Origin of the sequence: Micromonospora sp. NBC_00421 (assembly GCF_036017915.1) — a bacterium.
Lineage (GTDB): Bacteria > Actinomycetota > Actinomycetes > Mycobacteriales > Micromonosporaceae > Micromonospora.
Genome location: NZ_CP107929.1, coordinates 6,324,526 through 6,347,190, shown reverse-complemented (window position 1 = coordinate 6,347,190; position 22,665 = coordinate 6,324,526). Strand labels below are relative to the sequence as shown.

At 73.3% G+C, this 22,665-nt stretch carries 20 protein-coding genes and 1 pseudogene; 14 read left to right on the top strand and 7 right to left on the bottom strand.

Annotation, left to right across the window (positions count from 1 at the left end; translation table 11 throughout):
• Positions 1-678 precede the first annotated feature (678 nt).
• A complete protein-coding gene (locus OHQ87_RS27220; protein WP_328342461.1) occupies positions 679-2,532 on the top strand; it encodes a hypothetical protein in 1,854 nt (617 codons plus the stop codon).
• A gap of 122 nt (positions 2,533-2,654) precedes the next feature.
• Here the strand turns inward: OHQ87_RS27220 and OHQ87_RS27215 are convergent, their stop codons facing one another.
• Genes OHQ87_RS27215 through OHQ87_RS27200 form a run of 4 tightly spaced genes read right to left on the bottom strand, consistent with a single transcriptional unit; the run spans position 2,655 to position 6,304 of the window.
• Positions 2,655-3,911, bottom strand: coding sequence for an ABC transporter permease (locus OHQ87_RS27215; RefSeq protein WP_328342460.1), 1,257 nt, complete (start codon positions 3,909-3,911; stop codon positions 2,655-2,657).
• Positions 3,908-4,594, bottom strand: a complete 687-nt coding sequence (locus tag OHQ87_RS27210; protein ID WP_328349017.1) for an ABC transporter ATP-binding protein — start codon at positions 4,592-4,594, stop codon at positions 3,908-3,910. Before OHQ87_RS27210 ends, OHQ87_RS27215 begins: the two co-directional genes overlap by 4 nt.
• A 28-nt stretch (positions 4,595-4,622) precedes the next feature.
• Complete coding sequence (locus OHQ87_RS27205) at positions 4,623-5,762, bottom strand: peptidoglycan-binding domain-containing protein (protein ID WP_328342459.1); 1,140 nt, start codon at positions 5,760-5,762, stop codon at positions 4,623-4,625.
• The gene (locus OHQ87_RS27200) at positions 5,759-6,304 is read right to left on the bottom strand and encodes a hypothetical protein (protein WP_328342458.1); all 546 of its coding nucleotides are present in this window, start codon (positions 6,302-6,304) and stop codon (positions 5,759-5,761) included. Before OHQ87_RS27200 ends, OHQ87_RS27205 begins: the two co-directional genes overlap by 4 nt.
• 126 nt (positions 6,305-6,430) lie before the next feature.
• Between OHQ87_RS27200 and OHQ87_RS27195 the strand changes: the two genes are divergently transcribed.
• Together OHQ87_RS27195 and OHQ87_RS27190 are read left to right on the top strand one after the other, a co-directional pair.
• Entirely contained in the window at positions 6,431-7,087 is a 657-nt protein-coding gene (locus OHQ87_RS27195) for a response regulator transcription factor (RefSeq protein WP_328342457.1), read from the top strand.
• Positions 7,084-8,256, top strand: a complete 1,173-nt coding sequence (locus tag OHQ87_RS27190) for a sensor histidine kinase (protein WP_328342456.1) — start codon at positions 7,084-7,086, stop codon at positions 8,254-8,256. Before OHQ87_RS27195 ends, OHQ87_RS27190 begins: the two co-directional genes overlap by 4 nt.
• A 195-nt stretch (positions 8,257-8,451) precedes the next feature.
• On the opposite strand, the gene OHQ87_RS27185 is transcribed toward OHQ87_RS27190, so the two are convergent.
• A complete protein-coding gene (locus OHQ87_RS27185; protein WP_328342454.1) occupies positions 8,452-8,583 on the bottom strand; it encodes a GntR family transcriptional regulator in 132 nt (43 codons plus the stop codon).
• Between OHQ87_RS27185 and OHQ87_RS27180 the strand changes: the two genes are divergently transcribed.
• The 4 genes and pseudogenes from OHQ87_RS27180 (at position 8,582) to OHQ87_RS27165 (ending at position 9,811) form a co-directional block, all read left to right on the top strand.
• Positions 8,582-9,043 carry a hypothetical protein gene (locus OHQ87_RS27180; RefSeq protein WP_328342453.1) on the top strand — a complete coding sequence of 154 codons (462 nt, stop codon included), beginning with the start codon at positions 8,582-8,584 and terminating at the stop codon, positions 9,041-9,043. The two genes, OHQ87_RS27185 and OHQ87_RS27180, sit on opposite strands and share 2 nt — an antisense overlap.
• A complete protein-coding gene (locus OHQ87_RS27175) occupies positions 9,040-9,162 on the top strand; it encodes a hypothetical protein (RefSeq protein ID WP_328342452.1) in 123 nt (40 codons plus the stop codon). Before OHQ87_RS27180 ends, OHQ87_RS27175 begins: the two co-directional genes overlap by 4 nt.
• A 116-nt stretch (positions 9,163-9,278) precedes the next feature.
• Positions 9,279-9,542: pseudogene (locus OHQ87_RS27170) on the top strand (DivIVA domain-containing protein).
• The gene (locus OHQ87_RS27165; RefSeq protein WP_328342451.1) at positions 9,530-9,811 is read left to right on the top strand and encodes a hypothetical protein; all 282 of its coding nucleotides are present in this window, start codon (positions 9,530-9,532) and stop codon (positions 9,809-9,811) included. The pseudogene OHQ87_RS27170 and the gene OHQ87_RS27165 overlap by 13 nt, the downstream one beginning before the upstream one ends.
• On the opposite strand, the gene OHQ87_RS27160 is transcribed toward OHQ87_RS27165, so the two are convergent.
• Positions 9,808-10,683, bottom strand: a complete 876-nt coding sequence (locus tag OHQ87_RS27160; RefSeq protein ID WP_328342450.1) for an ABC transporter permease — start codon at positions 10,681-10,683, stop codon at positions 9,808-9,810. The two genes, OHQ87_RS27165 and OHQ87_RS27160, sit on opposite strands and share 4 nt — an antisense overlap.
• Positions 10,684-10,781: 98 nt before the next feature.
• Complete coding sequence (locus OHQ87_RS27155; RefSeq protein WP_328342449.1) at positions 10,782-13,652, bottom strand: alpha/beta fold hydrolase; 2,871 nt, start codon at positions 13,650-13,652, stop codon at positions 10,782-10,784.
• Between the two features lie 371 nt (positions 13,653-14,023).
• Between OHQ87_RS27155 and OHQ87_RS27150 the strand changes: the two genes are divergently transcribed.
• The 7 genes from OHQ87_RS27150 to OHQ87_RS27120 are packed head-to-tail and all read left to right on the top strand — an operon-like array spanning position 14,024 to position 22,474.
• Positions 14,024-15,211, top strand: coding sequence for a hypothetical protein (locus OHQ87_RS27150; RefSeq protein ID WP_328342448.1), 1,188 nt, complete (start codon positions 14,024-14,026; stop codon positions 15,209-15,211).
• Positions 15,198-17,849: a sensor histidine kinase gene (locus OHQ87_RS27145; RefSeq protein WP_328342447.1), complete on the top strand. Its 2,652-nt coding sequence runs from the start codon at positions 15,198-15,200 to the stop codon at positions 17,847-17,849. Before OHQ87_RS27150 ends, OHQ87_RS27145 begins: the two co-directional genes overlap by 14 nt.
• A complete protein-coding gene (locus tag OHQ87_RS27140) occupies positions 17,846-18,316 on the top strand; it encodes a roadblock/LC7 domain-containing protein (RefSeq protein WP_328342446.1) in 471 nt (156 codons plus the stop codon). The genes OHQ87_RS27145 and OHQ87_RS27140 overlap by 4 nt, the downstream gene beginning before the upstream one ends.
• Positions 18,313-18,783: a DUF742 domain-containing protein gene (locus OHQ87_RS27135; RefSeq protein ID WP_328342445.1), complete on the top strand. Its 471-nt coding sequence runs from the start codon at positions 18,313-18,315 to the stop codon at positions 18,781-18,783. Before OHQ87_RS27140 ends, OHQ87_RS27135 begins: the two co-directional genes overlap by 4 nt.
• The gene (locus OHQ87_RS27130; RefSeq protein WP_328342444.1) at positions 18,761-19,513 is read left to right on the top strand and encodes a GTP-binding protein; all 753 of its coding nucleotides are present in this window, start codon (positions 18,761-18,763) and stop codon (positions 19,511-19,513) included. Before OHQ87_RS27135 ends, OHQ87_RS27130 begins: the two co-directional genes overlap by 23 nt.
• A 44-nt stretch (positions 19,514-19,557) precedes the next feature.
• On the top strand, positions 19,558-20,112 hold the full coding sequence (locus tag OHQ87_RS27125; protein ID WP_328342443.1) for a hypothetical protein: 555 nt from the start codon (positions 19,558-19,560) through the stop codon (positions 20,110-20,112).
• A 37-nt stretch (positions 20,113-20,149) separates the two neighbouring features.
• On the top strand, positions 20,150-22,474 hold the full coding sequence (locus OHQ87_RS27120; protein WP_328342442.1) for an AAA family ATPase: 2,325 nt from the start codon (positions 20,150-20,152) through the stop codon (positions 22,472-22,474).
• Positions 22,475-22,665: the final 191 nt, after the last annotated feature.

Sequence of the window (22,665 nt, the reverse complement as noted above, 5' to 3'; positions counted from 1 at the left end):
GGCACCAAGACGCGTACACATCGATCGCACGGGCGAGCCTCCGCACCCGCCGTCCCATCCCGCCCCCCACCGTGGGTGACCAAGCACGCGAACGTAATGATTGTTAACTATGAATTAACTGTCATCAAATTCATAGTCCGAGTTTATGGAAAATGAATATGCACGCAATCCGCGTGGGGTCACTCCAGGGGTCACCGCGACCACCCACCCCTCGCTCGCGCGCGCAACCCTGGCTACCTCGAACGACATCACTCGGCTGCCGCGAAACGCCCGGGACACCCCGAAATTGCACTCATCGGCAACTTCCCCCCACCCGCCCAGGCCGCCCCCACGCACAAGTTCGGCAGCGACTCCGCCTGAGGCAGCAGGCCTGCCGGTTTAAAAATCATTAACAGGTTCTCCCGGGATAACGGGCGTCGTAATACGTTAGCCTCGTCACCACGTCGCTCCCGGAACTGCAGGACCACTCCCGAATTCACCCGTCCGGCCCCACACCACCCCGATCGGGCCAGCACCATCGGTGTCGGTTTTTAATTCCCATCAGTCAATGCATTTCCCTGCTCTCAGCTGCGGTTCCATGGGCAACGTCGACTCCCCATCCCCCCTGGTCGAGAGCGGTCCAGCCCACCCCGTCCCGGCTGCCGCCAGCTCATCCGGATGTTCGCGGAAAGGACCCCCGTGCGACGTCGACCACCCCTGCCCCGGCGACTGCTGCCCGCATTTGCCATCCTGATCCTGCTGCCCGTCCACGCCACTCCGGCCAGCGCCGACACCCGGCCTGAATCGGTACGGCTGCTCGCCAAGGCCGCCGCCGATGAATGCTTTGCCGGCATCGGTGTCGACTATCCACCCGGCCCGCCCTGTGCGGAGGGCCAGCCCAAGGTCAACCAGTCGTACGTCTGGGGCCTCGCCCAGGCCGGCCACCGGCTCTGGTTCGGCACCGGGGCGAACGTGCTCTGTCTGAAGCCCGAGGGTTACCAGGTCCGCGAGCCGATCCTCAACGACGACTACGTCTGCGAGTTCGGCCAGAGCCAGCCGGCCCGGAGCAACCCGGCCCTGCCGGCCACCCTCGGCGACCACCGCACCCCCGAGGTCTTCACCTACGACCTGACCACCGAGCGGCTCACCGAGCGCACCGCCGACATCACGTCCGCCTCCCCGGCGGACGCGAACCTGCTGCACACCACCGCCGGGCTGCGCAGTGCCGCCGCCCACCAGGGGGTCGTGCTCCTCGGCGGCCCGAGTGTGGTCGACGGGGTGAACGTGTTCGCCTTCGACACCGTCACCGGCCGGTACCTCGGCTCGACCAACCTCTCCGCGTACGAGAACATCAGGCACTGGGTGGTGGCCGGAGGTGTGCTCTACGCCGGGGTCGGCCTGGGTGCCAACGGCGGCGAGGCGGGTCGGGTGCTGCGCTGGACCGGCAACCGTGCCGACCCGTTCACCTTCACCGAGGTCGCCGACCTGCCCACCCAGGTCGCCGACCTCGCCGAACACCAGGGTCGGCTCTACGTCTCGACCTGGCCGAAGGCGATAGTGGACGGCTCGGTGGCCGGACGCGCCACAGGCGACGCCCCGCCGCTGCGCCCCGACCACCCCACCGGCCCGCAGGCGTCGTACTCCGACGTCGGCGAGCAGGCGCCGCGGGCCGTCGGCGGCGGCCAGGCGTCGCGCTCCGACGCGGCCGACGACACCGACCGGGCCGACCTGGCCAGCATCTGGATGAGCCCGCCGCTGGCCACCGGCGCACCCGGCCTCAACCCGGAGGACGCCGGCAACTGGACGCAGGTCTGGTCGGCCGCCGACTACGAGCCGGACCCGGTGGTACGCCGGGCGTACGCCCTCGGCGGCCTCGCCTCCTACGGCGGCCGGCTCCACTGGGGCACCATGCACGTGCCGTTGCAGGCCACCGCCCTGCACCTCTCGGTGTACCCGCCGCGCAGCCCGGCACAGCTCCAGGCCACCGTGCAGAACACCCAGCGGGCGTTCGCCGTCTTCCGGGGCCAGGACCTCGGCGGCACGCACGAACGGGTCGAGACGCTCTACGGCGAGTCGGCGCTGCCGGCCTTCGATCCGACCGCGAACAACGGCGTCGGCGCCTGGGCCCCGGCACCCACCGGCACCACCCCGGTCTACGGCGGTTCCGGCTTCGGCGACCCGTTCAACCTGTACGCCTGGAAGATGGCGGTGGCCGGTGGTCGGCTCTACGTCGGCACCATGGACTTCGCGTACATCTCGCTGGAGGGTGAGATGCCGACGCCACCGGCCGGTACGACGACGCCCCCGGCCGGCGCGGCGACCAGCCCGCCGACCTTCGGCGCCGATCTCTGGTCGTTCGACGCGCCGGGCCGACCCGCCCGCGCGGTCGACACCGGAGGCTTCGGCAACCCGCTCAACCAGGGGGTCCGCACCATGGTCGCGGACGGCCCGACGCTCTACCTCGGGATGGCGAACCCGATGAACCTGCGGACCGACCCGACGCCCGGCGTCCCGAAGGGGGGCTGGGAGCTGATCCGGGTGGGCCGCCGCTGACCCCGGCCGACCGACCCTGGCTCGGCGGCCGGTGAGATCCCGCACCGGCCGCCGGGCCAGCCGACCACCCGGGCCGGCGCCACCCACCCGGCCCCGGCCATCCGGCAGTCGGGGCGGGCCGGTCACGGGGTGGCGAGGGCCTCGGTGGGTGCGAGCCGGCTGGCCCGGATCGCCGGGTAGAGCCCGGCCAACGCGCCGATGGCGATGGTCGCCCCGATGCCGCCGGCCACCACCCAGAGCGGCACCACCGTCGGCCACCCCTGCGAGCTGGCGTAACCGGCGGTGACCAGACCGCCGAGCAGCACCCCGCCCAGCCCACCCAGGGCGGACAGCAGCAGCGACTCGGCGAGGAACTGGGTCCGGATCTGCCCCCGGGTGGCCCCCAGCGACCGCCGCAACCCGATCTCGGCCCGCCGCTCGATCACCGAGATGACCATGGTGTTGGCCACCCCCACCCCGCCGACCAGCAACGCCACCGCGCCCAGCCCGAGCAGCAGGCCGGTGAACGCCTCGTCGGTGGCCTGCTGGGCGGCGAGCGCGTCGGACGGCCGGGAGACCTGGATCTCGTTGGACTGCTCCGGGTTGGCCGTCGCCGCCAGCACCCCCCGGACCGCCTCGACGTGCTGCGCGGCCGAGCGGGTGTAGATCCGGGTCGGATGCCCGTCCAGGCCGAGATAGGTGGTCGCGGCCGACCAGCCGACAAGCGCCGACGAGTCGATTTCCGGGGCGAGCGGGACCGGCCGCAGGATGCCGATCACGGTGAACCGCCGCCCGTCGACGTACACCTGGATGTCCGGTCCGGCCGCGCCGAGCCCGAGGCGTTCCGCGGCGACGGACCCGAGCACTGTCGCCGGATACCTCGCGGTGGCCTCGTTGAGCCAGGTCCCGCTGGCCAGCGAGCCGCCGACGGTGTCGAGCAGGTCCAGCTCCACCGCCTGGGTGCCCAACCCGTTGGTCTCCGCCGCCGGAATCCGGTCCGACCGGTAGACCGGGGTGTCCGCGAGTTGGGCGGTGGCCGACACCTGACGTACCGGGCCGATCCGGCTGATCATGCCGACCGCCTCGACCGGCAACTGGGCGTCGGCACCGAAGAGGGTGCTGCCCGGCGCGACGGTGAGCAGGTTGGTGCCGAGGGCCGCCAGGGTCCGGTCCAGGTCGGCCCGGGACGACGAGGAGATGCCGACCACGCTGATCATCGCCGCGATGCCGATGGCGATGCCCAGGGCGGACAGGAACGCCCGCAACGGCCGGGTACGCAGCCCCACACCGCCCACCCGCAGCACGTCCCGCGGGCTCAGCCGGGCCGGCCGCAGCCGTTCCGGCCGCGCGGCAGCGGTCCGCCGTGCTGCGCCCGTCGACCGCAGCGGTGTCGTGGTCATCTGGGTACCCCCTCGGTCGGCGTGGCGGAGTCCGCCACGATCAGCCCGTCGCGCATCTGCACCTGCCGGGGCAGGCTCGCCGCGATCTCCCGGTCGTGGGTGATGACCACGACCGTGGTGCCGGCCGCGTGCAGCTCGTGCAGGAGCTCCATCACCCCGGCGCCGGAGTGGGAGTCGAGGTTGCCGGTCGGCTCGTCGGCCAGCAGCAGCGGCGGCTCACCGACCACCGCGCGGGCGATCGCCGCCCGCTGCCGCTCTCCGCCGGAGAGCTGGTGCGGCCGGTGCTCCAGCCGGTGCCCCAGGCCGACCCGTCGCAGCGCCGCCTCCGCCCGCCGCCTCCGCTCCCGCCGGGCCACCCCGGCATAGAGCAGGCCGTCCGCCACGTTCTCCACGAGTGGTACGCCCGCAGCCAGGTGGAACTGCTGGAACACGAACCCGATCCGGCTGGCGCGCAGCGCGGACAGTTCCCGGTCGGACAGCCGCGCGGCGTCGTACCCGTCGATGTGGACCGCGCCCGAACTGGGTCGGTCCAGGGTGCCGATCACGTTGAGCATGGTGGACTTCCCCGACCCGGACGGGCCGACGATTGCCACCAGGGCGCCCCGGTCGACGGTCATCGAAACCCCGCCGAGGGCGGCGACCGTGTCGCCGTAGCGTTTCGTCACGTCACGCAGCTCGACCACGCGGTCCGGCTGGGCGACCCGGGGTGGCTCAGTCACCGGGCATCCCCACGGTCAGCCCGTCGGCGACCCCCTCGCCGGAGACCTCCACCCGGCCGTCCGCGAAGAGCCCGGTGCGTACCGCGACGATCCGGGTGCCGGCCTCCTCCACGACCTGGAGCCCGTAACCGCCCTCGGCAAGGGTGAGCAGCGCCGCGACCGGCACGGTGAGCACGTCGGCACGTTCCGAGGCGACGAAGCCGACGTCCACCGCCGCCTTGTCGTAACCGGCGAGCACCTTCGGGTCGTCCCCGGTCACGGTGACCTCGATCTTGGTCTCGGTCTTCGCCTCCTGGCCGGTCGATGCTGCCGAGGTCTGCACCACCGTCTCGACCGTGTCGACCTTGCCGGTGCTCCGGGTGCCGTCCGGCAGGGTGATGGTCACCTCCGCGCCCTTGCGGGCCAGCCGCTGGTCTGAGACGTCGAGAGTGCAGGTGACCTGCCGGGCGGTGCCGGTGGTCGAGAGGACCGCCTTGCCCGCGCCGACGGTGTCCCCCACCTCGACGCCGTGGCTCTCCACCCGTACCTCGCCGGGGGCGTAGACGATGCGGGCCGGCTCGACCTGGCCGGTCTCCGGCAGGCCCAGGTCCTCCTGCCAGTCCCGGACCGCGTCGGCGGTCGCGGAGGTGAAGTCCTCGTCGACGGTGAAGCCGGTGTGCCCCAGCGCGGCGAGGTTCTGCTCGAACTGCTTGACGTCGGTGCCGCTCACCCCGGAACGCAGCATCCGGTACGCCGGCAGACCGCCGTAGAGCAGCACCACCGGTTCGTCGTCGACCCGGTAGAGCGTCCTGCCCCGCTTGACCGTCGCGCCGGTCGGGGCGAGCCAGGTGACCGTGCCGTTCAGCCGGCTGTCCCGGGCGCGCGGGGTGCCGTACCCCAGCTCGCCGTTCTTGGTCTCCCGGTCGACCAGGGTCTGCCGGGTGACCGGGGTGCTCGACGGTGGCCGCCCATCGGCCGACGCCGGCCGGTCGGCGTGGCCACCGGTGGCGAAGGTGACCGCCGCACCGGCGACCGCCACGACGAGCACCGCCACCCCGCCGAGCAGGAATCCGGGTCGCCAGCGCCCACGTCTGGCCGGTGGCTCGTCCGGATCGTCAGCGGCCACCTCGGCGGGCCGGGTCGCGGTGCTCATGACGTCCCCCGGCGGTTACCGAGGTTGGGCACGGTCTCCCGGCACTTGTCGAACGCCGCCCGCAGCTTCGGGTCCTTGAGGTCGAGGCCGGCCTGGCCGGGCTGGACCCGCCCGTCGGCAGCCGGGTCCGGGAAGTTCGGCACGCCGTTCTCCCGCATGCACTTGGAGAGCTTGCGGACCTGCTCGACCTGGTCGGCGTCGAGCTGCCGGGGCTGCCCGCCGTTGGGGGCGTACTCGCGGCACTGTTGGAGCGCCGCCTGCACCTTGGCCGTGTCCACGTCCGACCCGAAGTTGAACCGTGGCCCCTTCTGCCCCGGCTCCGGGTCCGGCACGTCGAGCCCCTGTTCCCGCAGGCACGCGGCGAACTTGAGCTGACGTTCCTCGTCGCTCATCCCGGCGGCGGCGGAGAGCGAGGGCTGCACGCCACCGCCACCGGCCGTGGCCACCCCGGAGTCGTCGGAGTCGTCGGCCTGACAGCCGGTCAGGGTCAGGGCCGCCACCACGGGCAGGGCGAGGAGCAGGCTCAGCGGACTTCGTCGCATTGTTCGTCACTCCCTTCCGGCCGGCAGACAGCCGGCATCAGGGACAACTCAACTCCTCAGGCGGTATCCAGGGCATAAGCGGCGACGTTAACGCGGTGGTTATCCCGGGTGGGCGAGGATGGAACGGTGCGCGTACTGGTGTGCGAGGACGAGAAGCTGCTCGCGGACGCGATCGCCGAATGGCTGCGCCGGGAGTCGTTCGCGGTCGACGTCGCGTACGACGGCGACGCGGCCCTGGAACGGATCGGCGTCAACGGGTACGACGTGGTCGTGCTCGACCGGGACCTGCCGGTGGTGCACGGCGACGACGTGTGTCGTGCCCTGGTCAACGCCGAGCTGGACACCCGGATCCTGATGCTGACCGCTGCCGCCGCCGTCCGGGAACGGGTCGCCGGCCTGGCCATCGGCGCCGACGACTATCTCACCAAACCGTTCGCGTTCGTCGAGTTGAGCGCCCGGGTGCACGCGCTGACCCGGCGTACCCGGCCGGCCGTCCCGCCGCAGCTGACCCGGGCCGGGATCGTCCTGGACCCGTCCCGGTTGCAGGTCACCCGGGACGGCCACTTCGTGCCGCTGTCCCGCAAGGAGTTCGGTGTGCTGGCCGAGCTGCTGCGGGCCGACGGCGCGGTGGTCTCCGCCGAGGACCTGCTGGAACGGGCCTGGGACGAGCACATCGACCCGATGACCAACGTGCTGCGGGTGACCGTGATGAAGCTGCGGCGCAAGCTCGGCGACCCACCGGTCATCGAGACGGTACCCGGGGTGGGGTACCAGATCCGATGAGGAAACCGACCATCCGGGCCCGGCTGACCCTCATCTACGGCGGCCTGTTCCTGCTCGCCGGCACCGTGCTGCTCGCCGTGACGTACGTGCTCGTCGACCAGCGGCTCGCCCACGGTCTCGGGTTCAACCTGCGCGGGGCGGGCGGCAAGGAGTCGATCTCGCTGCCGCAGGGCACCCAGATCAACGCCGAGCAGGCCGAGCACCTGCGCAACCTCGTCCGGCAGGTACAGGACGACGCCCGGCGGGACGCCCTGGACTCGCTGCTCACCCAGGGCGGGGTGGCCCTGGCCGTGGTGACCATCGCCGCTGTCGCGTTCGGCTGGCTGGTCGCCGGCCGGGCGTTGCAGCCGTTGCAGCAGATCACCGGCACGGCCCGCCGGATCGCCGGGGCGGACGGCGCCGGCCGGGGCCTGCACGAACGGATCGCCCTGGCCGGGCCTACCGACGAGGTGAAGGAGTTGGCCGACACCTTCGACCTGATGCTCGAACGGCTCGACCGCTCCTTCGACGGGCAACGGCGCTTCGTCGCCAACGCCTCGCACGAACTGCGCACCCCGCTGGCGATCAACAGGTCCCTGGTGGAGCTGGCGATCACCCGCCCGGACGCCCCGGCCGAGCTGCGGCAGCTCGGCGAGACCCTGCTGGCGGTCAACGAACGCCACGAGCGGCTGATCGACGGGCTGCTCACCCTCGCCGACTCGGAGAACGAACTCGCCGAACACGCCGAGGTGGACCTCGCCGAGATCGCCGGTCACGTCGCGGAACAGACCGCCCGGTCGACCCCGCTCGGCGTCACCCGGTCGCTGGCCCCGGCCCGTACGGTCGGCGACCCGGTCCTGCTGGAACGGCTCACCCAGAACCTGGTGGAGAACGCGGTCCGGCACAACATCGGTGCGGACGGCTGGCTCTCGGTCACCACCGCCGTGGTCGACGGCCGGGCCACCCTGACGGTCAGCAACAGCGGGCCGGTGGTGCCCGGCTACGAGATCGAGACGATGTTCCTGCCGTTCCGCCGGCTCAACCGGGAGCGGGTTGCCGGTCACCGGGGCTTCGGCCTGGGGCTGTCCATCGTCCGGGCGGTGGCGCGGGCGCACGGCGGGACGGTACGGGCGACCCCCCGCCCCGACGGCGGCCTGGTGGTCACCGTCTCCCTCCCCACCGCCGGATGACCCGCCTCCTGACCCGAACGGCTGTTCGTCAACCAGCGCTGCCTCGCCGATCATGGAGTTGTGGTGGGTAACAGAACGCCCGTAAAACCCCCAAAGTCGGCACCACAACTCCATGATCGCCAAGCGGGATACAGCACGACCTTGCGGGTGCGGAATGGGTCCCGCCCGAGCGGTCGAGATCAGGAGCCGCCCGCCTCACGAGACGGAGTAGAGGTCCGCGAGCTGCGAATAGGACGGCAGCTTCGCCCCCGGCTCATACTCGCCGACCTTGATCCGGCTGGTGATATCGGCGGCGATGTCGGTATAGCTCAGCGGAATCCCGGGCATGGTGATCCTCCCGGGTTGGCAATCCCATCTGATCACGTTGCGCAACTTCCCCTCAAGCTGGGCGGTCGAGCAGGTGGCCGCCGAACTGCGGGAGACGTACCTCGGGGTGGCCGCCGCCATGGTGCTGCTGGACCGTGTCGGCGCGGGCTGCCCGCACCCGGCGCTCCGGCTGGCCCGGCGCAGCGGCGGGGATGCCCTCGACCTGGCCGGCGAGGTGGACCAGCAGGTCACCGACGGGGTACGCCGGCTCCGGGTCGCCGCCGGGCACGTCGAGCCGGACACCATCGGTGGGCTGGTCGAGGTGCTGGACAGCGTGGGCAGCCGGTGGAGTGCGGCGGCCGACCGGATCCGCCAGTTCCCGGCCGGGTCACCGCCGCCGGCCAGCAACTCCGCGACACGGCCCCCGCCGACGGGCAGCAACTTCACGACACGGTCCCCGCCGACGCCCCACCCGCCGTGACCCGGGCGACCGATCCGACCCCGGCGGCTGCCCGGCAGCGGCAGCACGACACCCACACCACCGCCCGGCAGTGGCAGCACGCCGCCGAACAGCTCGACCTGATGGCCCCGAGTGCCTGACCTCGGCCGTCGCCGCGCTGGCGTCGTACACCGGCGGTTTGTCGGGCGCGGAACCCGCGACCCGCTGAAGCGCCGGCCGACACCGCATCCCGACGGACCAGCAAAGGCGAGACAGGATGATCTATCGAGCCGGGCGGCGGCTGCTGCCGCAGCACGTCCGCGCCGTCACCTTCGGCACCCGCCGGTGGCGCGGCCTCGACCCCGACCAGGTGTAAGCCTTCCTCGACCAGGTCGCCGACGAACTGGAACACCTCACCCGCGACCTGGCGACCGCCACCACCGAAGGCGAACGCATCCGGGTGGCACTGCGGCGGTGGGGGCCCAGGCACACCGACTGCCGCCGGACGAAAGCAACCCGGAACAGTTGGTGGCCCCGGTGACCGACCCGTGCTGGATCATCCACCTACCGACCAGGCTGACCAGCCTCGACGAGGCCGCCGCCCTGGCGATGGCGTTGCGTCGCTCGCTCGGGCACGTGCTCGCCATCGACTTCGGCGAGACGACGCTCTCCGAGGAGGACAGTCAGTCCGTGCGTACCCGGGTCTGGTGCGACGCCCCGCTCGGCGGCGGCGACCACCGCCCAGGCCCGGCCGGCCGCTGCGGACGCCGGGCCGGCCACGACGGTGGGTGCGCGCCGACAGCGGGCTAGCTGGTGACGTCCTTGCGGGTGAAGCGCCAGAAGGCCAGGCCCCAGAACAGGGTGGCGTAGCAGATCGCCGAGATCGCGCCCCGGACCACGTCGTCGGTCTGCATCGGGGTGGACAGCAGCCCCAGCCAGGCGCTGCTGTAGTGGGTCGGCAGGAAGTCGCGCAGCACCCCCAGCGCGGTGATCTGGTCCAGGATGCTGGACAGGATCCACAGCAGCACCGCGCCGCCGACCGCGCCCAGCGCGGCATCCGTGATGACCGACAGCAGGAACGCCAAACCGGCCACCACCAGCAGTACGACGGCCAGGTAGCCGAGCACCGCCAGCAGCCGGAGCAGCCCCTCGGTCGGGGTCAGCTCGGCGGCGACCTGGCTGGTCAGCGGCGACCAGCCGTAGCGCAGGGTGCCGGCGAGCAGGGCCGTGCCGGCCAGCAACAGCAGGGCCAGCCCGGAGTACGCCAGCGCCACCAGCAGCTTCACCGTCAGCAACCGGGCCCGGGGCACCGGCACCGCCAACAGGTAGCGCAGGCTGCCCCAGCTCGCCTCGCTGGCCACCGTGTCGCCGCAGAACAGCGCCACCACCACGACCAGCAGGAACGACGCCGACACCAGGATCGAGAAGAGGGTGAAGTTGAGCCCGCCCGAGGTGGCCAGGTCGGCGAGGCTGGCGAACTCGCCCCCGCCACCACCGTCGTCCTCGCCGGAGTCGAACTGGAACGCCACCAGGATGATCAACGGCAGCAGCACCATGAACCCGAGCGCCAACTGGGTACGCCGCCGCGACGCCTGCCGGCGGAACTCCGCCGCGAACGGCAGGGTCGCCCCCGGCCGGTACCCGACCGCCGCCCCGCCCGGCCCGAACGCCCCCGTCGCCACGCCACCACCCGACGCCACCTCAGCCGATGCCGCGCCACCCGACGCCGCACTGCCGTTCGGGCCAGTGCCCGACGCCGAACCCGCCGAAGAACCCGTCATCACCGGTCACCGCTTCCCCGAGAGTTCTCGCCCACCAGGGCGAGGAACGCATCCTCCAGGCGGCGCCGTGGCACCACCCGGTCCACTCCGATCCCGGCCCGGACCAGCTCGGCCACCACCTCACTACGCGCGGTCCCGTTCGTGTCCACCACCAGCCCACCGGCATCGTCGGCGGTCAGCACCTGCACCGTGTCGAGCCGGCTCAGCACCTCCCGCGCGGCGGCCTGGTCGGTCACCTCGAACAGGGTGCTCGGCGACTCGCCGACAATCTCGTCCACCGGGCCGGAGGCGACGATCCGGCCCTTGTTCACCACCACCGCGTGCGTGCAGGTCTGCTCCACCTCGGCCAGCAGGTGACTGGAGACAAGCACCGCCCGCCCGTCGGTGGCGTAGCGCTGGAGCACCCGGCGCATCTCGGCGATCTGCGGCGGATCCAGGCCGTCGGTCGGTTCGTCGAGCACCAGCAGCTCCGGCAGGCCCAGCATGGCCTGCGCGATGGCCAGCCGCTGCCGCATGCCGTGGCTGTAGTTCTTGGTCCGCCGGTGCACCGAGTCACCCAGGCCGGCGATCTCCAGCGCCTCGTCGAAGTGCGCGTCCGCCCACGGCCGGCCGGTTGCCCGCCAGTACGCCTTCAGGTTGTCCAGGCCGGACAGGTGCGGCAGGAAACCCGGCCCCTCCACCAGCGCGCCGATCCGCGACAGCACCGGCGAGCCGGGCACCAGCCGGTGCCCGAAGACGTAGATCTCCCCGGCGGTCGGCTGGGTCAGCCCCATCAGCACCCGCAGGGTGGTGGTCTTGCCGGCGCCGTTCGGGCCGAGCAGCCCCATCACCTGACCGGGGTGCACCTCGAAGTCCACCCGGGAGACCGCGACGAAGCCGTCCGCGTACTCCTTGCGCAGGTCGCGGACGGCGAGCGGGATGCCCGCGTACTCGGGATGGACGGAGTCGTCCTGGCGGCGGTGCCGGCGGCGGACCACGGCGACGACCACCACGAGCCCGACCAGGATCGCGGCCAGCAGACCGACCAGCACCCAGCGCCACACCGTGGCGGTGGTCGGGATCGGCGTGGCGGTGACCGTCGGCAGGCTCACCGCGCCGTCGACCGCCACCGTGTAGACGGCCGGCGCGGCCGGCGTGGTGTACGCCTGGTCGGCGGTGGCCAGCACCAGCCGCAGCCGGTGCCCCGCCTCGACCCGGCGGACGATCGCCGGCAGGGTGACCTGGACCGGCTGCGCCGCGTCGATCGTGGCCGGCAACCCGGTCAACCGGATCGGGGCGACCAGCCCGGACGGCAGCGTCGCCGCACCGGCCGGGTCGACGTCGTAGAGCTTGGCGAACAGGACCGCCTCGCCGGTCGCCGACGCGGCCCGGACGGTGACCGTGGGTGCACCCACCACGTCCACCGCCTCGGTCAGCGGGGCGGACTCGAACCGGGCGTGCTGGCCGGGTACGTCACCGGCCACCCCGTCGAGCAGGGAGCCGAGCGACCCGGCGAACGGGATCGCCGAGATCGCCGCCGGGTTGCCGTTGGGCGGGTTGGCCACCGGTTGGGCCGGGCCGTCGACAGGCACCTCCCGGCGGGCGTCCCCGGTCACCCCGGGATAGTCGGCGGTGCGGTAACCGGTGGCGACCAGGCCCCGGTCGAGGGCGTCGAAGCCGGCGATCCGGGAGAAGGTGAAGTCGTCGCCGGGGGCCGCGCCGGTGCCCTTGACGTAGTGGTCCAGCCACTGCACGGTCAGGAACTTCACCCGGTCGGAGTCGCTTGTCGGGCCGGTGCCGCCGTCGTGGCCGCCGGTGAACCAGGCCACCCGGACCGGGGTGCCGGCGGCGGCGATGCCGCGCGCGTTGGCGTCCGCCTCGGTGAGCGGGAAGAGGGTGTCCGCCTCGCCCTGCACCAGCAGGGCCGGGGCCTTGATCCGGCCCAGCACGCCGGCCGGTGAGGAGCGCCGGAGCAGGTCCACCGCCGCCTGGTCGGCCCGGCCGGTGGTGGCGATCCGCAGGTACGCGGCACAGACGTCGGCGGCGAACCGCCCGCAGGACGGGTCGGCGGCGGCCCCCGGGGCGCGCGACGATCCGCTACCCGGCCCGTTGCCCGGCTGCGGGCTGGGCGCACCGGCCGACGCGGGAGCACCCTCCGGCTCGGCGGCGGCGGTGTTGCCGGAGAGGCCTGCCGGCCCGGAGCCGGCGCTGCCGCCGCCCCCGAAGAAGATGCCGGCCCAACCCTTCTTGAACACGCCCTCGGTGGCCGGCTTGCCGGTGTCCTCCGGCAGGAAGGCGCGGGACAGGTCGTTCCAGGTGATCATGGGGACGATCGCGTCGACCCGGGGATCCTGGGCGGCCAGCAGCAGGGCCAGGCCGCCGCCGTACGAGCCGCCGACCACCCCGACCCGGGGGTCACCGGCGGAGTCGGTACGCACGTCGGGGCGGGCGGCCAACCAGTCCAGCAGCCGTTGGGCGTCGCGCACCTCGTAGTCGGGGCTGTCCAGGTGGATCTGACCGCCGCTGCGGCCGAAACCCCGGGCCGTCCAGGTCAGCACCGCGTAGCCCTGGCCGACCAGGTCCTCGGCGTCGGCGCGGACCGAGTCCTTCGTGCCGCCGAAGCCGTGGGCCAGCAACACGGCCGGCACCTTCCGGTCGGCCGAGGTGCCTTTCGGCAGGTAGAGCGTGGTGTCCAGGTCGACGGGCTCGTCGCCGACCGGCCCGGAGCGCACGTTGAGCACGGTGGACTCGGTGCGGAAGCCCGGCCGGTCCGGCCAGACCGCCCACCCGACGAGCGCCGCCAGCAGGACGACGACCACCGACGCGGCGACCGCGCGGCGGCCGGTGGGCAGGGCACGGCGGATCCGTACGGCCGACAACGGCGATTTCATTTCGCTCACGGTACGGCCCGGAAGCTGAGCGTTGGCTGAGATCCGCCGTACGTCCGTCCTGGTCATCCGATCGTCGGCCGGACAAGGTCAAACCGCACAAGGTCACCCGGCCTTCACGCAGAACGAGTTCGGATTGCGTGAATTCACGCTTAAGGCGCGATACCGCTATGGAAACGAGCATGTCACCTCGACAACAGTACGCAGCGTATCGAGATCGTCGATGTCGCGTCACATCACTCGAAGTGACGCAAAACTGACCGGTACAGACCTCTGGCCAGGCATCGACCTTCGATTAGGTTCCGGTCCGACGCACGGGACCGAAGTTCTCCCGCCATCCCCGAACCCCTGCGCCGCCGCCGGAGGAGACAACCATGACCGTTCCCGCCTCGCGGGTCCGTCGACGGCCCAGGACACCGGGCCGCCTGTTGCCACTGCTACTCGCCACCGCGCTGCTGCTGCCGGTGGCGTTCCTCGTCGTACAGGGCCACCGGCTCGTGGACGCCGACCGTGAGCTGGCCGAACGGGAACGCCTCGGCGTCGAGTACCTGCGCGCCCTCGGCCCGGTCACCGAGGCGCTGGTGGACGCGCAGACCGCCGCCGTCGCCGGCCGTCCGGTGGCCCGGGACGCCCTGGACCGGGCGGTGGAGGCGGCCGCGACGGTGGACACCCGGGTCGGCGACGAGCTGCGCAGCACCGAGCGGTGGGCCGGGCTGCGGGCGAAGCTGGAGGGCCTGCCCAGCCGGTCGCTCACCGACCCGGAGACGGCCTTCACCGCGTACGGCGAGGTCACCGACCTGCTGCTCGCCCTGCACGGCAAGGTACGGGAGACCTCCGGCCTGATCCGGGACGCCGGCTCCGACTCGTACTTCCTCCAGGACGGCGTCGGCGAGGAGATGCCCGAGGCGATCGTCGCCGCCGGACGGCTCGTCGACCTGGCCGTGCTGGCGCAGCGGCGACCCGCCGCCGAGCAGGCCCGCACCGTGGGCGAGCTGGCCACCCTCCGGTTCGCCGCCCTGCAACCCGCCGGCGACCTGGTCCGCGACCTGCAGACGGTGGTCGACACCTCGGAGAGCGTCGACATCGGCGCGGAGGTGCTCACCCCGCTCGACAACTACCAGCGGGCGGTCGAGGCGCTGGGGGCGTTGTCCCAGCCCACCGGGCGGACGCAGACGGTGGACCTGACCAAGCTCGCCGGTGCGCGTACCCAGGCGCAGAGCGCCGCCCGGGAACTCCAGCCGGTCATCCTCGACGAGTTGGACCGGTTGCTCCGGCAGCGGCTCGACCAGATCGACCGCGACGACCTGCTGATCCTCGGCGTCGGCGGGGTGGCCGGGCTGCTCCTGGTGGCGTTCGGCGCGAGCGGGTGGCTGTCCCGCAGGAGAGACACCCCGGCGGGCCGGGGCACCACCCCCGACGAGCCGGCCGAAGTGACCGAGCCCACCCCGTGGGAGCCGCCGGCGCAGCCAGGTCGCCTGCCGGCCGGGGTGGTGCCGGTGCTCCAACCCGTGGGCCAGAGCGCCGAACCCGAGCGGTGGAGGCCCTTCGATGCTGCTCGGTAGGCTCCGGATCCGGGGCAAGCTGGCCCTGTTGGTGCTGGTCCCGCTGCTCTGCATGACCGGGCTCACCGTGCCGGTGGTCTGGGAACGGGCCACCGTGGCCCAGCGGGCCGGCGACCTCGCCGACCGGGTGCGGATCGCCAGCCGGGTCGGCACCATCCTCCAGAACCTCCAGCAGGAACGCCTGCTCGCCGTCGGCCTGCTGCTCGGGCAGGTGCAGCGCACCGACCTGGTGCAGAAGGTCGCCGAGGTGGACGACCGGATCGCCGACCTGCGCGCCGATCTCGGCGACGCGCTCCCGACAGAGGTCGACACCGCCCTCGACGGGGTACGGCAGCTCGCCGCCCTCCGCACGGCGGCGGTGGCCGGGCAGACCGGCCCGGACCAGATCATGGGCGGGTACGGGCCGGTGCACACCGCCCTGATCGACTCGCTCCGGCTGCGGCTCAACGCGGACACCCGTACCGCGGCCGGGCGGCAGGTGCTGGCCCTGGACGGGCTGCTGCGCACCGGCGAGAGCCTCAGCGCCGGCGCCACCCTGATCGTGCTGGTCGCCGCCCGGCCCAACGCCCAGACCGTCACCGCCTACGTGGCGAACTTCGCCGTCCTCGAAGACGAGAGCGCCCGGCTCCAGGCCCTGGTCACCCCCGAGCAGCTCGACCTGCTCACCCTTGAGGAAGTCGCGGTGGCCAACCGCACCGGCCCGAACTTCATCAACCAGAGCGCGGTCGACCCGGCCACCGCGATCGGCGCGCTGGACCTGGCGACCCTCTTCCCCACCGTCTCCTCGATGATCACGCTGGGCCAGTTCGTCGAGAAGAAGCTGGCCGCCGACGTCACCGCCGAGGTGAGCGCCGACCGGCAGGTGGCGCTCGCCGGGGCGTACTGGGTGACGTTGCTGATCGTGACGATCCTGATCTCGGTCATCCTGCTCACCATGGCCGTGGGCCGGGCGGTGGCCAGGCCGCTCACCCGGCTCACCCGCTCCGCCGACCGGGTCGCCCGGGTCGCCGAGTCCGAGCTGGTCCGGGTCGCCGACGACGAGTCGGAAACCACCCCACCGGTACGCCTCGACCCGGTCGACGTGGGCGCCCGGGACGAGATCGGCGACCTGGCCCGTGCCTTCGAACGGGTGCAGAGCACCGCCGCCCGGCTGGTGGAACGACAGGTGGCGAGCCGGCGCAACGTGGCCCAGATGTTCGGTCACGTCGGCCGGCGTACCCAGAACCTGGTCGGCCGGCAGATCGCCCTGATCGACCGGCTGGAGCAGCAGGAGACCGAGCCGGGCCGGCTGGAGCACCTGTACCGGCTCGACCACATCTCCAGCCGGTTGCGCCGTAACGCGGGCAGCCTGGTGGTCCTCTCCGGCGCGGCCGGCGACGACGCGCACGTCGCACCGGTCCCGGTGGCCGACGTGGTCCGGCTGGCCCTCGGTGAGATCGAGGACTACACCCGGGTGGACGTGCAGGTCCCACCCCAGGTGGTCGCCGCGCCGGCGATCATCGGAGACCTGGTGCTGGCGCTGGCCGAGCTGATGGAGAACGCCACCATCTTCTCCCCGCCGCACACCCGGGTCGTCGTCACCGCCGAGCCGACCGACGACGGCGCGACGCTGGCCGTGGTCGACCAGGGCATCGGCATGAGCGAGCAACGGCTGGCCGAGGAGAACGTCCGGTTCACCCGCCGGGAGCGGCTGGACCTGGCCCCGTCCGAGGTGCTCGGGCTCTTCGTGGTGGGGCGGCTGGCCCGCCGGCACGGCTGGACGGTCGAGCTCGCCGCGACCCCCGGCGGCGGGATCACCGCCAGCCTTGCGCTCCCCGGATCCGCGCTGGCCCGCACCATGGCGGGACGCGACGCGGGCCCGGCCCGGCCGATGGTCGACGCGGGCCCGGTCCGGCCGATGGTCGAGGCGGGCCCGGCCCGGTCGGTGGCCGACGCGAGCCTGGCCCGGCCGGTGGTCGACGCCGGCCCGAGCCGGTCGGTGGTCGACCCCACGGCGTTGCCCGGATTCGACCCCACACTGCTCAGCAAGGCGACCAGGAGCATGGAGGCCACCGGCCCCTGGGATGCGTTCGGCACGGTGCCGGCCGACCCGGAGACGGTCCGGCCCACCGACACCGACCCGCCCGCCGCTGCCGCGACGGTGCTGCCGGCCCGAGGCACCGCCGCGGTGGCCCCCGCCGCACCGCACCGGCCGGCGGTTCCACCGGCCGCGCTGCTCCCCACGGCCCCGCCGGCCAGCCCGCCCCGGGCGGACCAGCCCGCCCCGCCGCCCGGAATCCGGCAGCGGGTACCCGGCGCCAGTCTGCCCCGCACCGCCCCCGTCGTCGGCCCGGTGGACGCCACCCACGCCGACCCGGCCGCCGCCCGCGCTCTCGTCGAGCAGTTCCAGTCCGGGGTACACCGGGCCGAACAGGCCAGACCGGCCGCCACCCACCCCGCCGAACCGGCGACGCCCCGACTGACCCGGCGGATCCCGGGCGCCAACCTGACCGTCGCACCACCCCGGCAACCACCCAGCCAGCACCCGGGAGATCCGGGCGAGGTCCGCGATCTCATCAACGCGTTCGAGACGGGCGTCGCCCGGGCTCTGCGCGAAGTCCGCCCCGACCGCCGCTCTGAAGAAGGAACGACACGGTGACCAGCCCGCACGTACACGAGAACGTCGACTACCAGAACCACGCCGCCGGTGACCTCAGCCCGGAGGCGCGCACCTTCAACTGGCTGTTGGACTCGTTCACCTCCAGCACGGCCGGGGTCCTGGAGGCCATCGCGGTCTCCTCCGACGGGCTGCTGATGGCCATGTCGTCGATCAAGGACCGGTCCAACGCGGAACGTCTGGCCGCCGTCGTCTCCGGCATGACCAGCCTGGCCGGCGGCGCGGCCAGTTGGTACGCGCTCGGCGGGCTCAACCGGGTGATCGTGGACATGGCCGACGGCTACCTGCTGATCACCGCCATCAGCAGCGGTTCGGTGCTCGGCGTGATCGCCGACCGGTCGGCCAACCTGGGCACCGTCGCGTACGAGATGACGCTCTTCGCCGGCCGGGCCGGCGGCGCGCTGACACCGAGACTCATCGCCGAGCTGAAGAACGCCGTTCAGCAATGACCCGGGACGCCGCCGGTGCGGAATCGGAACCCGAACCGTCGGTCCGGGTCCGCCCCTACCTGCGCGCCCAGACGGGGGGCGGGACGGCGACACCCGCTCCCGCTCCCGAACCGGAAACCGACCGACCGACCAGCCCCCGCCCGTTCGTGCTGACGGCCGGACGGGTGGCCGGCGCGGACCCGGCGATCGGCCTGGAGACCCAGGTCACCGCCCGGTCCGGGGCGGGCCGGGCCGCCGTCGTGGCCCTGCTCGCACCCGAGTTGCAGGCGATCGTCGCCCTGTGCGGTGAACCGATCTCGGTCGCGGAGATCTCCGCCCGGATGCGGCTGCAGCTCGGCGTGACCCGGGTGCTGGTCGGTGACCTGCGGGCCGCCGGCCACCTCGACGTGCACGTCGGCACCGTCGACGACGCATTTGACCCCGACCTCATCCTGCGAGTGATTGATGGACTCCGTGCGATCTCCTGAATGGCCGGTCGCCCCGCTCGGCGGGCTCGCCGCGAACAGTGCCTCCGCCCGTTACGGCCAGCCGGTGGGCGGCCCTGCGACCCCGCCCCAGCACCCGCCGCCGCCGTACCGGCCCCCGGTCGTCCCGACGGCCGGCCCGGTCCCGGCCACCCGGACCGGGCCGGCCGCCGCCCCACCGATCCCGGTCAAGCTCCTCATCGCCGGTGGTTTCGGGGTGGGCAAGACGACCACGGTCGGCGCGATCTCCGAGATCGCCCCGCTGACCACCGAGGCCGAGATGACGAGCGCCGGCATCGGGGTGGACGACCCGGGAGTCGGCAGCGCCAAGACCACCACCACTGTGGCGATGGACTTCGGCTGCGTGACCATCGACCGGAGCCTGAAGCTCTACCTGTTCGGCACGCCGGGTCAGCACCGCTTCGGCTTCATGTGGGACGACCTGGCCAGGGGCGCGCTCGGCGCGCTGGTGGTGGTGGACAGCTCCCGGCTGGACGACTGCTACCCGGCGATCGACTTCTTCGAGCGGGCCGGCCTGCCCTTCGTGGTCGGGGTGAACACCTTCGACGGCCGGCTGACGCACGAGTTGGGGGCAATCCGGTGGGCGCTGGCGATCGGCGACCACGTACCGCTCGTCCAGTTCGACGCCCGGGACCGGCTGTCGGTGCGGGATGCCCTGCTGGTCGTCCTGGACCGGGCGCTGGACCGGGCGGTGCGGGAGAAGGGCGTCTGAACGAATCGACGCCCGGGGCCGTTTCCATCGGAGAGGGGGACGTGATGAGGGGTGGTCTGGACGAGACACTGGCCCGGCTGGCCCGCCGTGAGGAGGCCCGCCGTCGCCGGTCGGCCGACCAGGACACGGAGGTCGACGACGACACGCCGACGCTGGCCTTCGAGGCGACCGGCCAGGCGCCCACGGCACCCGGGTGGCCCGGCCCGGCCCCGGCGGAACTGGCCCGGACCGGGCCGGGGTGGGCCAGACCGGCGGTGTCCGCCGTCAGCGGGTCCGACCCCGTGGAGGAGGTGGCCGAGGCGGTCCGTCGGGTGGTCGCCGCCCATCCCGGCCTGGCGGTGGTGCTGCGCGTCGAGTACGGCGGGCAGACGTACCCGCTGCGGGTGGAGCGGACGGACACCGGGGCCCGGAGCGGCCGGGCGGAGGCCGAGACGCGGGCCGCCGCCGACCCCCCGGTCACGCCACCGCCGGCCTGGCCGCTGGCGGACCGGACGCCACCGGCGTGGACGCCGGCGCGGGAGATGCCCGGCGTCGACCCGGCGGCCCGGCTGGCCGAGCTGATCCGACGCGACCCCACGCTGCTCGACAACGACGTCTGACCGGGTGTCCGCAGCAACGGGCGGCTACTGTCGGGCGATGCCCGAACCGGACCTGACCCTGACCGCCAGCCTGCGCCCGGCAGCGTTGGACGCCCGACGCGGCATCGTCCGGCTGCACCCGGAGGTGCTCACCGCCCTGGCGCTCCGTCCGGGTGACCCGGTCCGGCTGGCCGGTCGACGGGTCACCGCCGGGATCGTCGCGCCCGCCGAGCCGACCGCCAGCGCCGCCCTGCTCTACGCCGACGATCTCACCCTGGGCAACCTCGGCCTGCGCGACGGCGGTCAGGTGACGGTCGGCCCGATGCCGGTGACCCCGGCCCGGCGGGTGACCCTGACCGGCCCGGTGCCGGTCCTCGCCGCGGTGTCCCCGGAGATGCTCCGGCTCGCCCTGCTCGGCAAGGTGGTCACCGAGGGCGACAACGTCTCCCTGCTGCCCCAGGACGTCCTCCCCGACGCCTCGGTACGCGGCCTGGTCGAGGCCGCCCGCCGCAGCCTCGCCAACACCGTCGGGTACGCCTGGACGAGCACCCTGCTCACCGTGGTCGCCGCCGAACCGGCGACCGGTGCCCTGGTGACCATGGACACCGTGGTCGGCTGGGAACACGGCCAGGTCACCCACGGCTCCTCCGGCCCGGCCCGCCCGGACCGGGATCGGACCACCCGCACCGACGGTTCCTGGCCCGGCCGGGCGACCGGCACCCCCGCCGGCCCGACCGGCACCTCGGCGGATCCGGCGGCCGGTGGGCCACCGGCCGCAACTGTCGCCGGGGTGAACGACGAGGCGGTGGACGACCACGACGTGCCGCACGTGGACGAGCTGCCCGGGCTGCGCGGTCAGGCCGAGGAGTTGACCGAGCTGCTGGACCTGGGCTTCCACCACCGGGAGGTGCTGGGCCGGCTGGGCACCACTGTCTCGCTCGGCGTGCTGATCAGCGGGCCGGCCGGCTCGGGCAAGTCGGCGCTGGTGCGGGCGGTGGCGAAGGCGGTCAGGGCCCGGGTACGCCCGCTGTGGGCACCGGAACTCGCCGCGCTGACCAACGACGCGGCCGCCCGGCGGCTGCGTGCGGCCGCCGCCGAACTGGCCGACGGCGGGCCGGCGGTGCTGCTGGTCACCGACGTGGAGGCGCTGGCCCCGGCCGAGGACGCCGGGCCGCTGGCCACCGTCTTCCGGCAGGTGGTCGCCGGGGCCGTCCGATCGGGTACGGCGGTGGTGTGCACCACCTCCCGTCCGGAGTCGGTCGACCCGGGGTTGCGGGCGCCCGACCTGCTGTCGTTGCGGATCACCGTGCCGCTGCCCGATCCGGCGCTGCGCCGGGAGCAGTTGACCGTGCTGACCCGGCAGGTGCCGCTGGCCGAGGACGTCCGGCTCGACGAGGTGGCAGGTCGTACCCCCGGGTTCGTCGCCGCCGACCTGGCCGCGCTGGTCCGGGAGGCCGGTGTACGGGCGGCGCTGCGGCAGAAGACGGCCGAGACGCCGACGGTAACGATGGCCGACTTCTCGGCGGCGCTGGAGGTGGTCCGGCCGACCACCATGACGGCGTCCACACTGGAGCTGGCCTCGGTCACCCTCGACGACGTCGGTGGGCTGGGTGAGGTGAAGCAGACCCTCACCGAGTCGGTGCTCTGGCCGCTTACCTACCCGGACACCTTCGCCCGGTTGGGGGTGCAGCCGCCCCGTGGGGTGCTGCTCTACGGGCCGCCGGGCTGCGGCAAGACCTACCTGGTGACCGCGCTGGCCGGGACCGGGCGGGCGAACGTGCTGTCGGTGAAGGGCGCCGAACTGCTCTCCAAGTGGGTCGGCGAGAGCGAGCGGGCGGTCCGCGAGCTGTTCCGCCGGGCCCGCGAGGCAGCGCCGACGCTTGTCTTCCTCGATGAGATGGACGCGCTGGCCCCGGTGCGTGGCCAGGCCACCGACGGCGGTACGACCGACCGGGTGGTGGCCGCGCTGCTGACCGAGCTGGACGGGGTGGAAGCGCTGCGCAACGTGGTGGTGGTCGGGGCGACCAACCGACCGGACCTGGTCGACCCGGCGCTGCTGCGCCCCGGCCGACTGGAACGGCTGGTGTACGTGCCGCCACCGGACGGGCGGGCCCGGGCGGAGATCCTGCGCGCCGCGTCCCGCGCCGTGCCGCTCGCCGAGGACGTCGACCTGGCCGCGCTCGGCGAGGAGCTGACCGGCTTCTCGGCGGCGGACTGCGCGGCGCTGGTGCGGGAGGCGGCGCTGGCCGCGATGCGGGAGTCGCTGTCCGCCGCCACGGTCACCGCCGTCCACGTCGCCACCGCCCGCCGCCGTGTCCGCCCGTCCCTGGATCCCGCGCAGGTCGCCTGGCTCGCCGCGTACGCGGACAAGCACGCGGGTTGACCTGCGCGTAGTTTCGGGCGGGTCCCGGCGTTCGGGCGTTCGGGCGTTCGGGCGGGTAGTCATAGGCCAGCAGGTCGCAGGATGCTTGGCCGGCCCGTCCGGGCGTGTCGCCGCGAACAAGTAGATGTTGCCGTGAGCGGTATGCCTGAGCGGCATGAATATGACAGCCAGGCATACCACTTACTGCGGGA

Coding starts and splice junctions, on each gene's coding strand:
- OHQ87_RS27215 (WP_328342460.1), bottom strand. CDS start 3,911: ATGACCACGACACCGCTGCGGTCGACGGGCGCAGCACGGCGGACCGCT.
- OHQ87_RS27205 (WP_328342459.1), bottom strand. CDS start 5,762: ATGAGCACCGCGACCCGGCCCGCCGAGGTGGCCGCTGACGATCCGGAC.
- OHQ87_RS27200 (WP_328342458.1), bottom strand. CDS start 6,304: ATGCGACGAAGTCCGCTGAGCCTGCTCCTCGCCCTGCCCGTGGTGGCG.
- OHQ87_RS27190 (WP_328342456.1), top strand. CDS start 7,084: ATGAGGAAACCGACCATCCGGGCCCGGCTGACCCTCATCTACGGCGGC.
- OHQ87_RS27180 (WP_328342453.1), top strand. CDS start 8,582: ATGGTGATCCTCCCGGGTTGGCAATCCCATCTGATCACGTTGCGCAAC.
- OHQ87_RS27185 (WP_328342454.1), bottom strand. CDS start 8,583: ATGCCCGGGATTCCGCTGAGCTATACCGACATCGCCGCCGATATCACC.
- OHQ87_RS27155 (WP_328342449.1), bottom strand. CDS start 13,652: ATGAAATCGCCGTTGTCGGCCGTACGGATCCGCCGTGCCCTGCCCACC.
- OHQ87_RS27150 (WP_328342448.1), top strand. CDS start 14,024: ATGACCGTTCCCGCCTCGCGGGTCCGTCGACGGCCCAGGACACCGGGC.
- OHQ87_RS27145 (WP_328342447.1), top strand. CDS start 15,198: ATGCTGCTCGGTAGGCTCCGGATCCGGGGCAAGCTGGCCCTGTTGGTG.
- OHQ87_RS27135 (WP_328342445.1), top strand. CDS start 18,313: ATGACCCGGGACGCCGCCGGTGCGGAATCGGAACCCGAACCGTCGGTC.
- OHQ87_RS27130 (WP_328342444.1), top strand. CDS start 18,761: ATGGACTCCGTGCGATCTCCTGAATGGCCGGTCGCCCCGCTCGGCGGG.
- OHQ87_RS27125 (WP_328342443.1), top strand. CDS start 19,558: ATGAGGGGTGGTCTGGACGAGACACTGGCCCGGCTGGCCCGCCGTGAG.
- OHQ87_RS27120 (WP_328342442.1), top strand. CDS start 20,150: ATGCCCGAACCGGACCTGACCCTGACCGCCAGCCTGCGCCCGGCAGCG.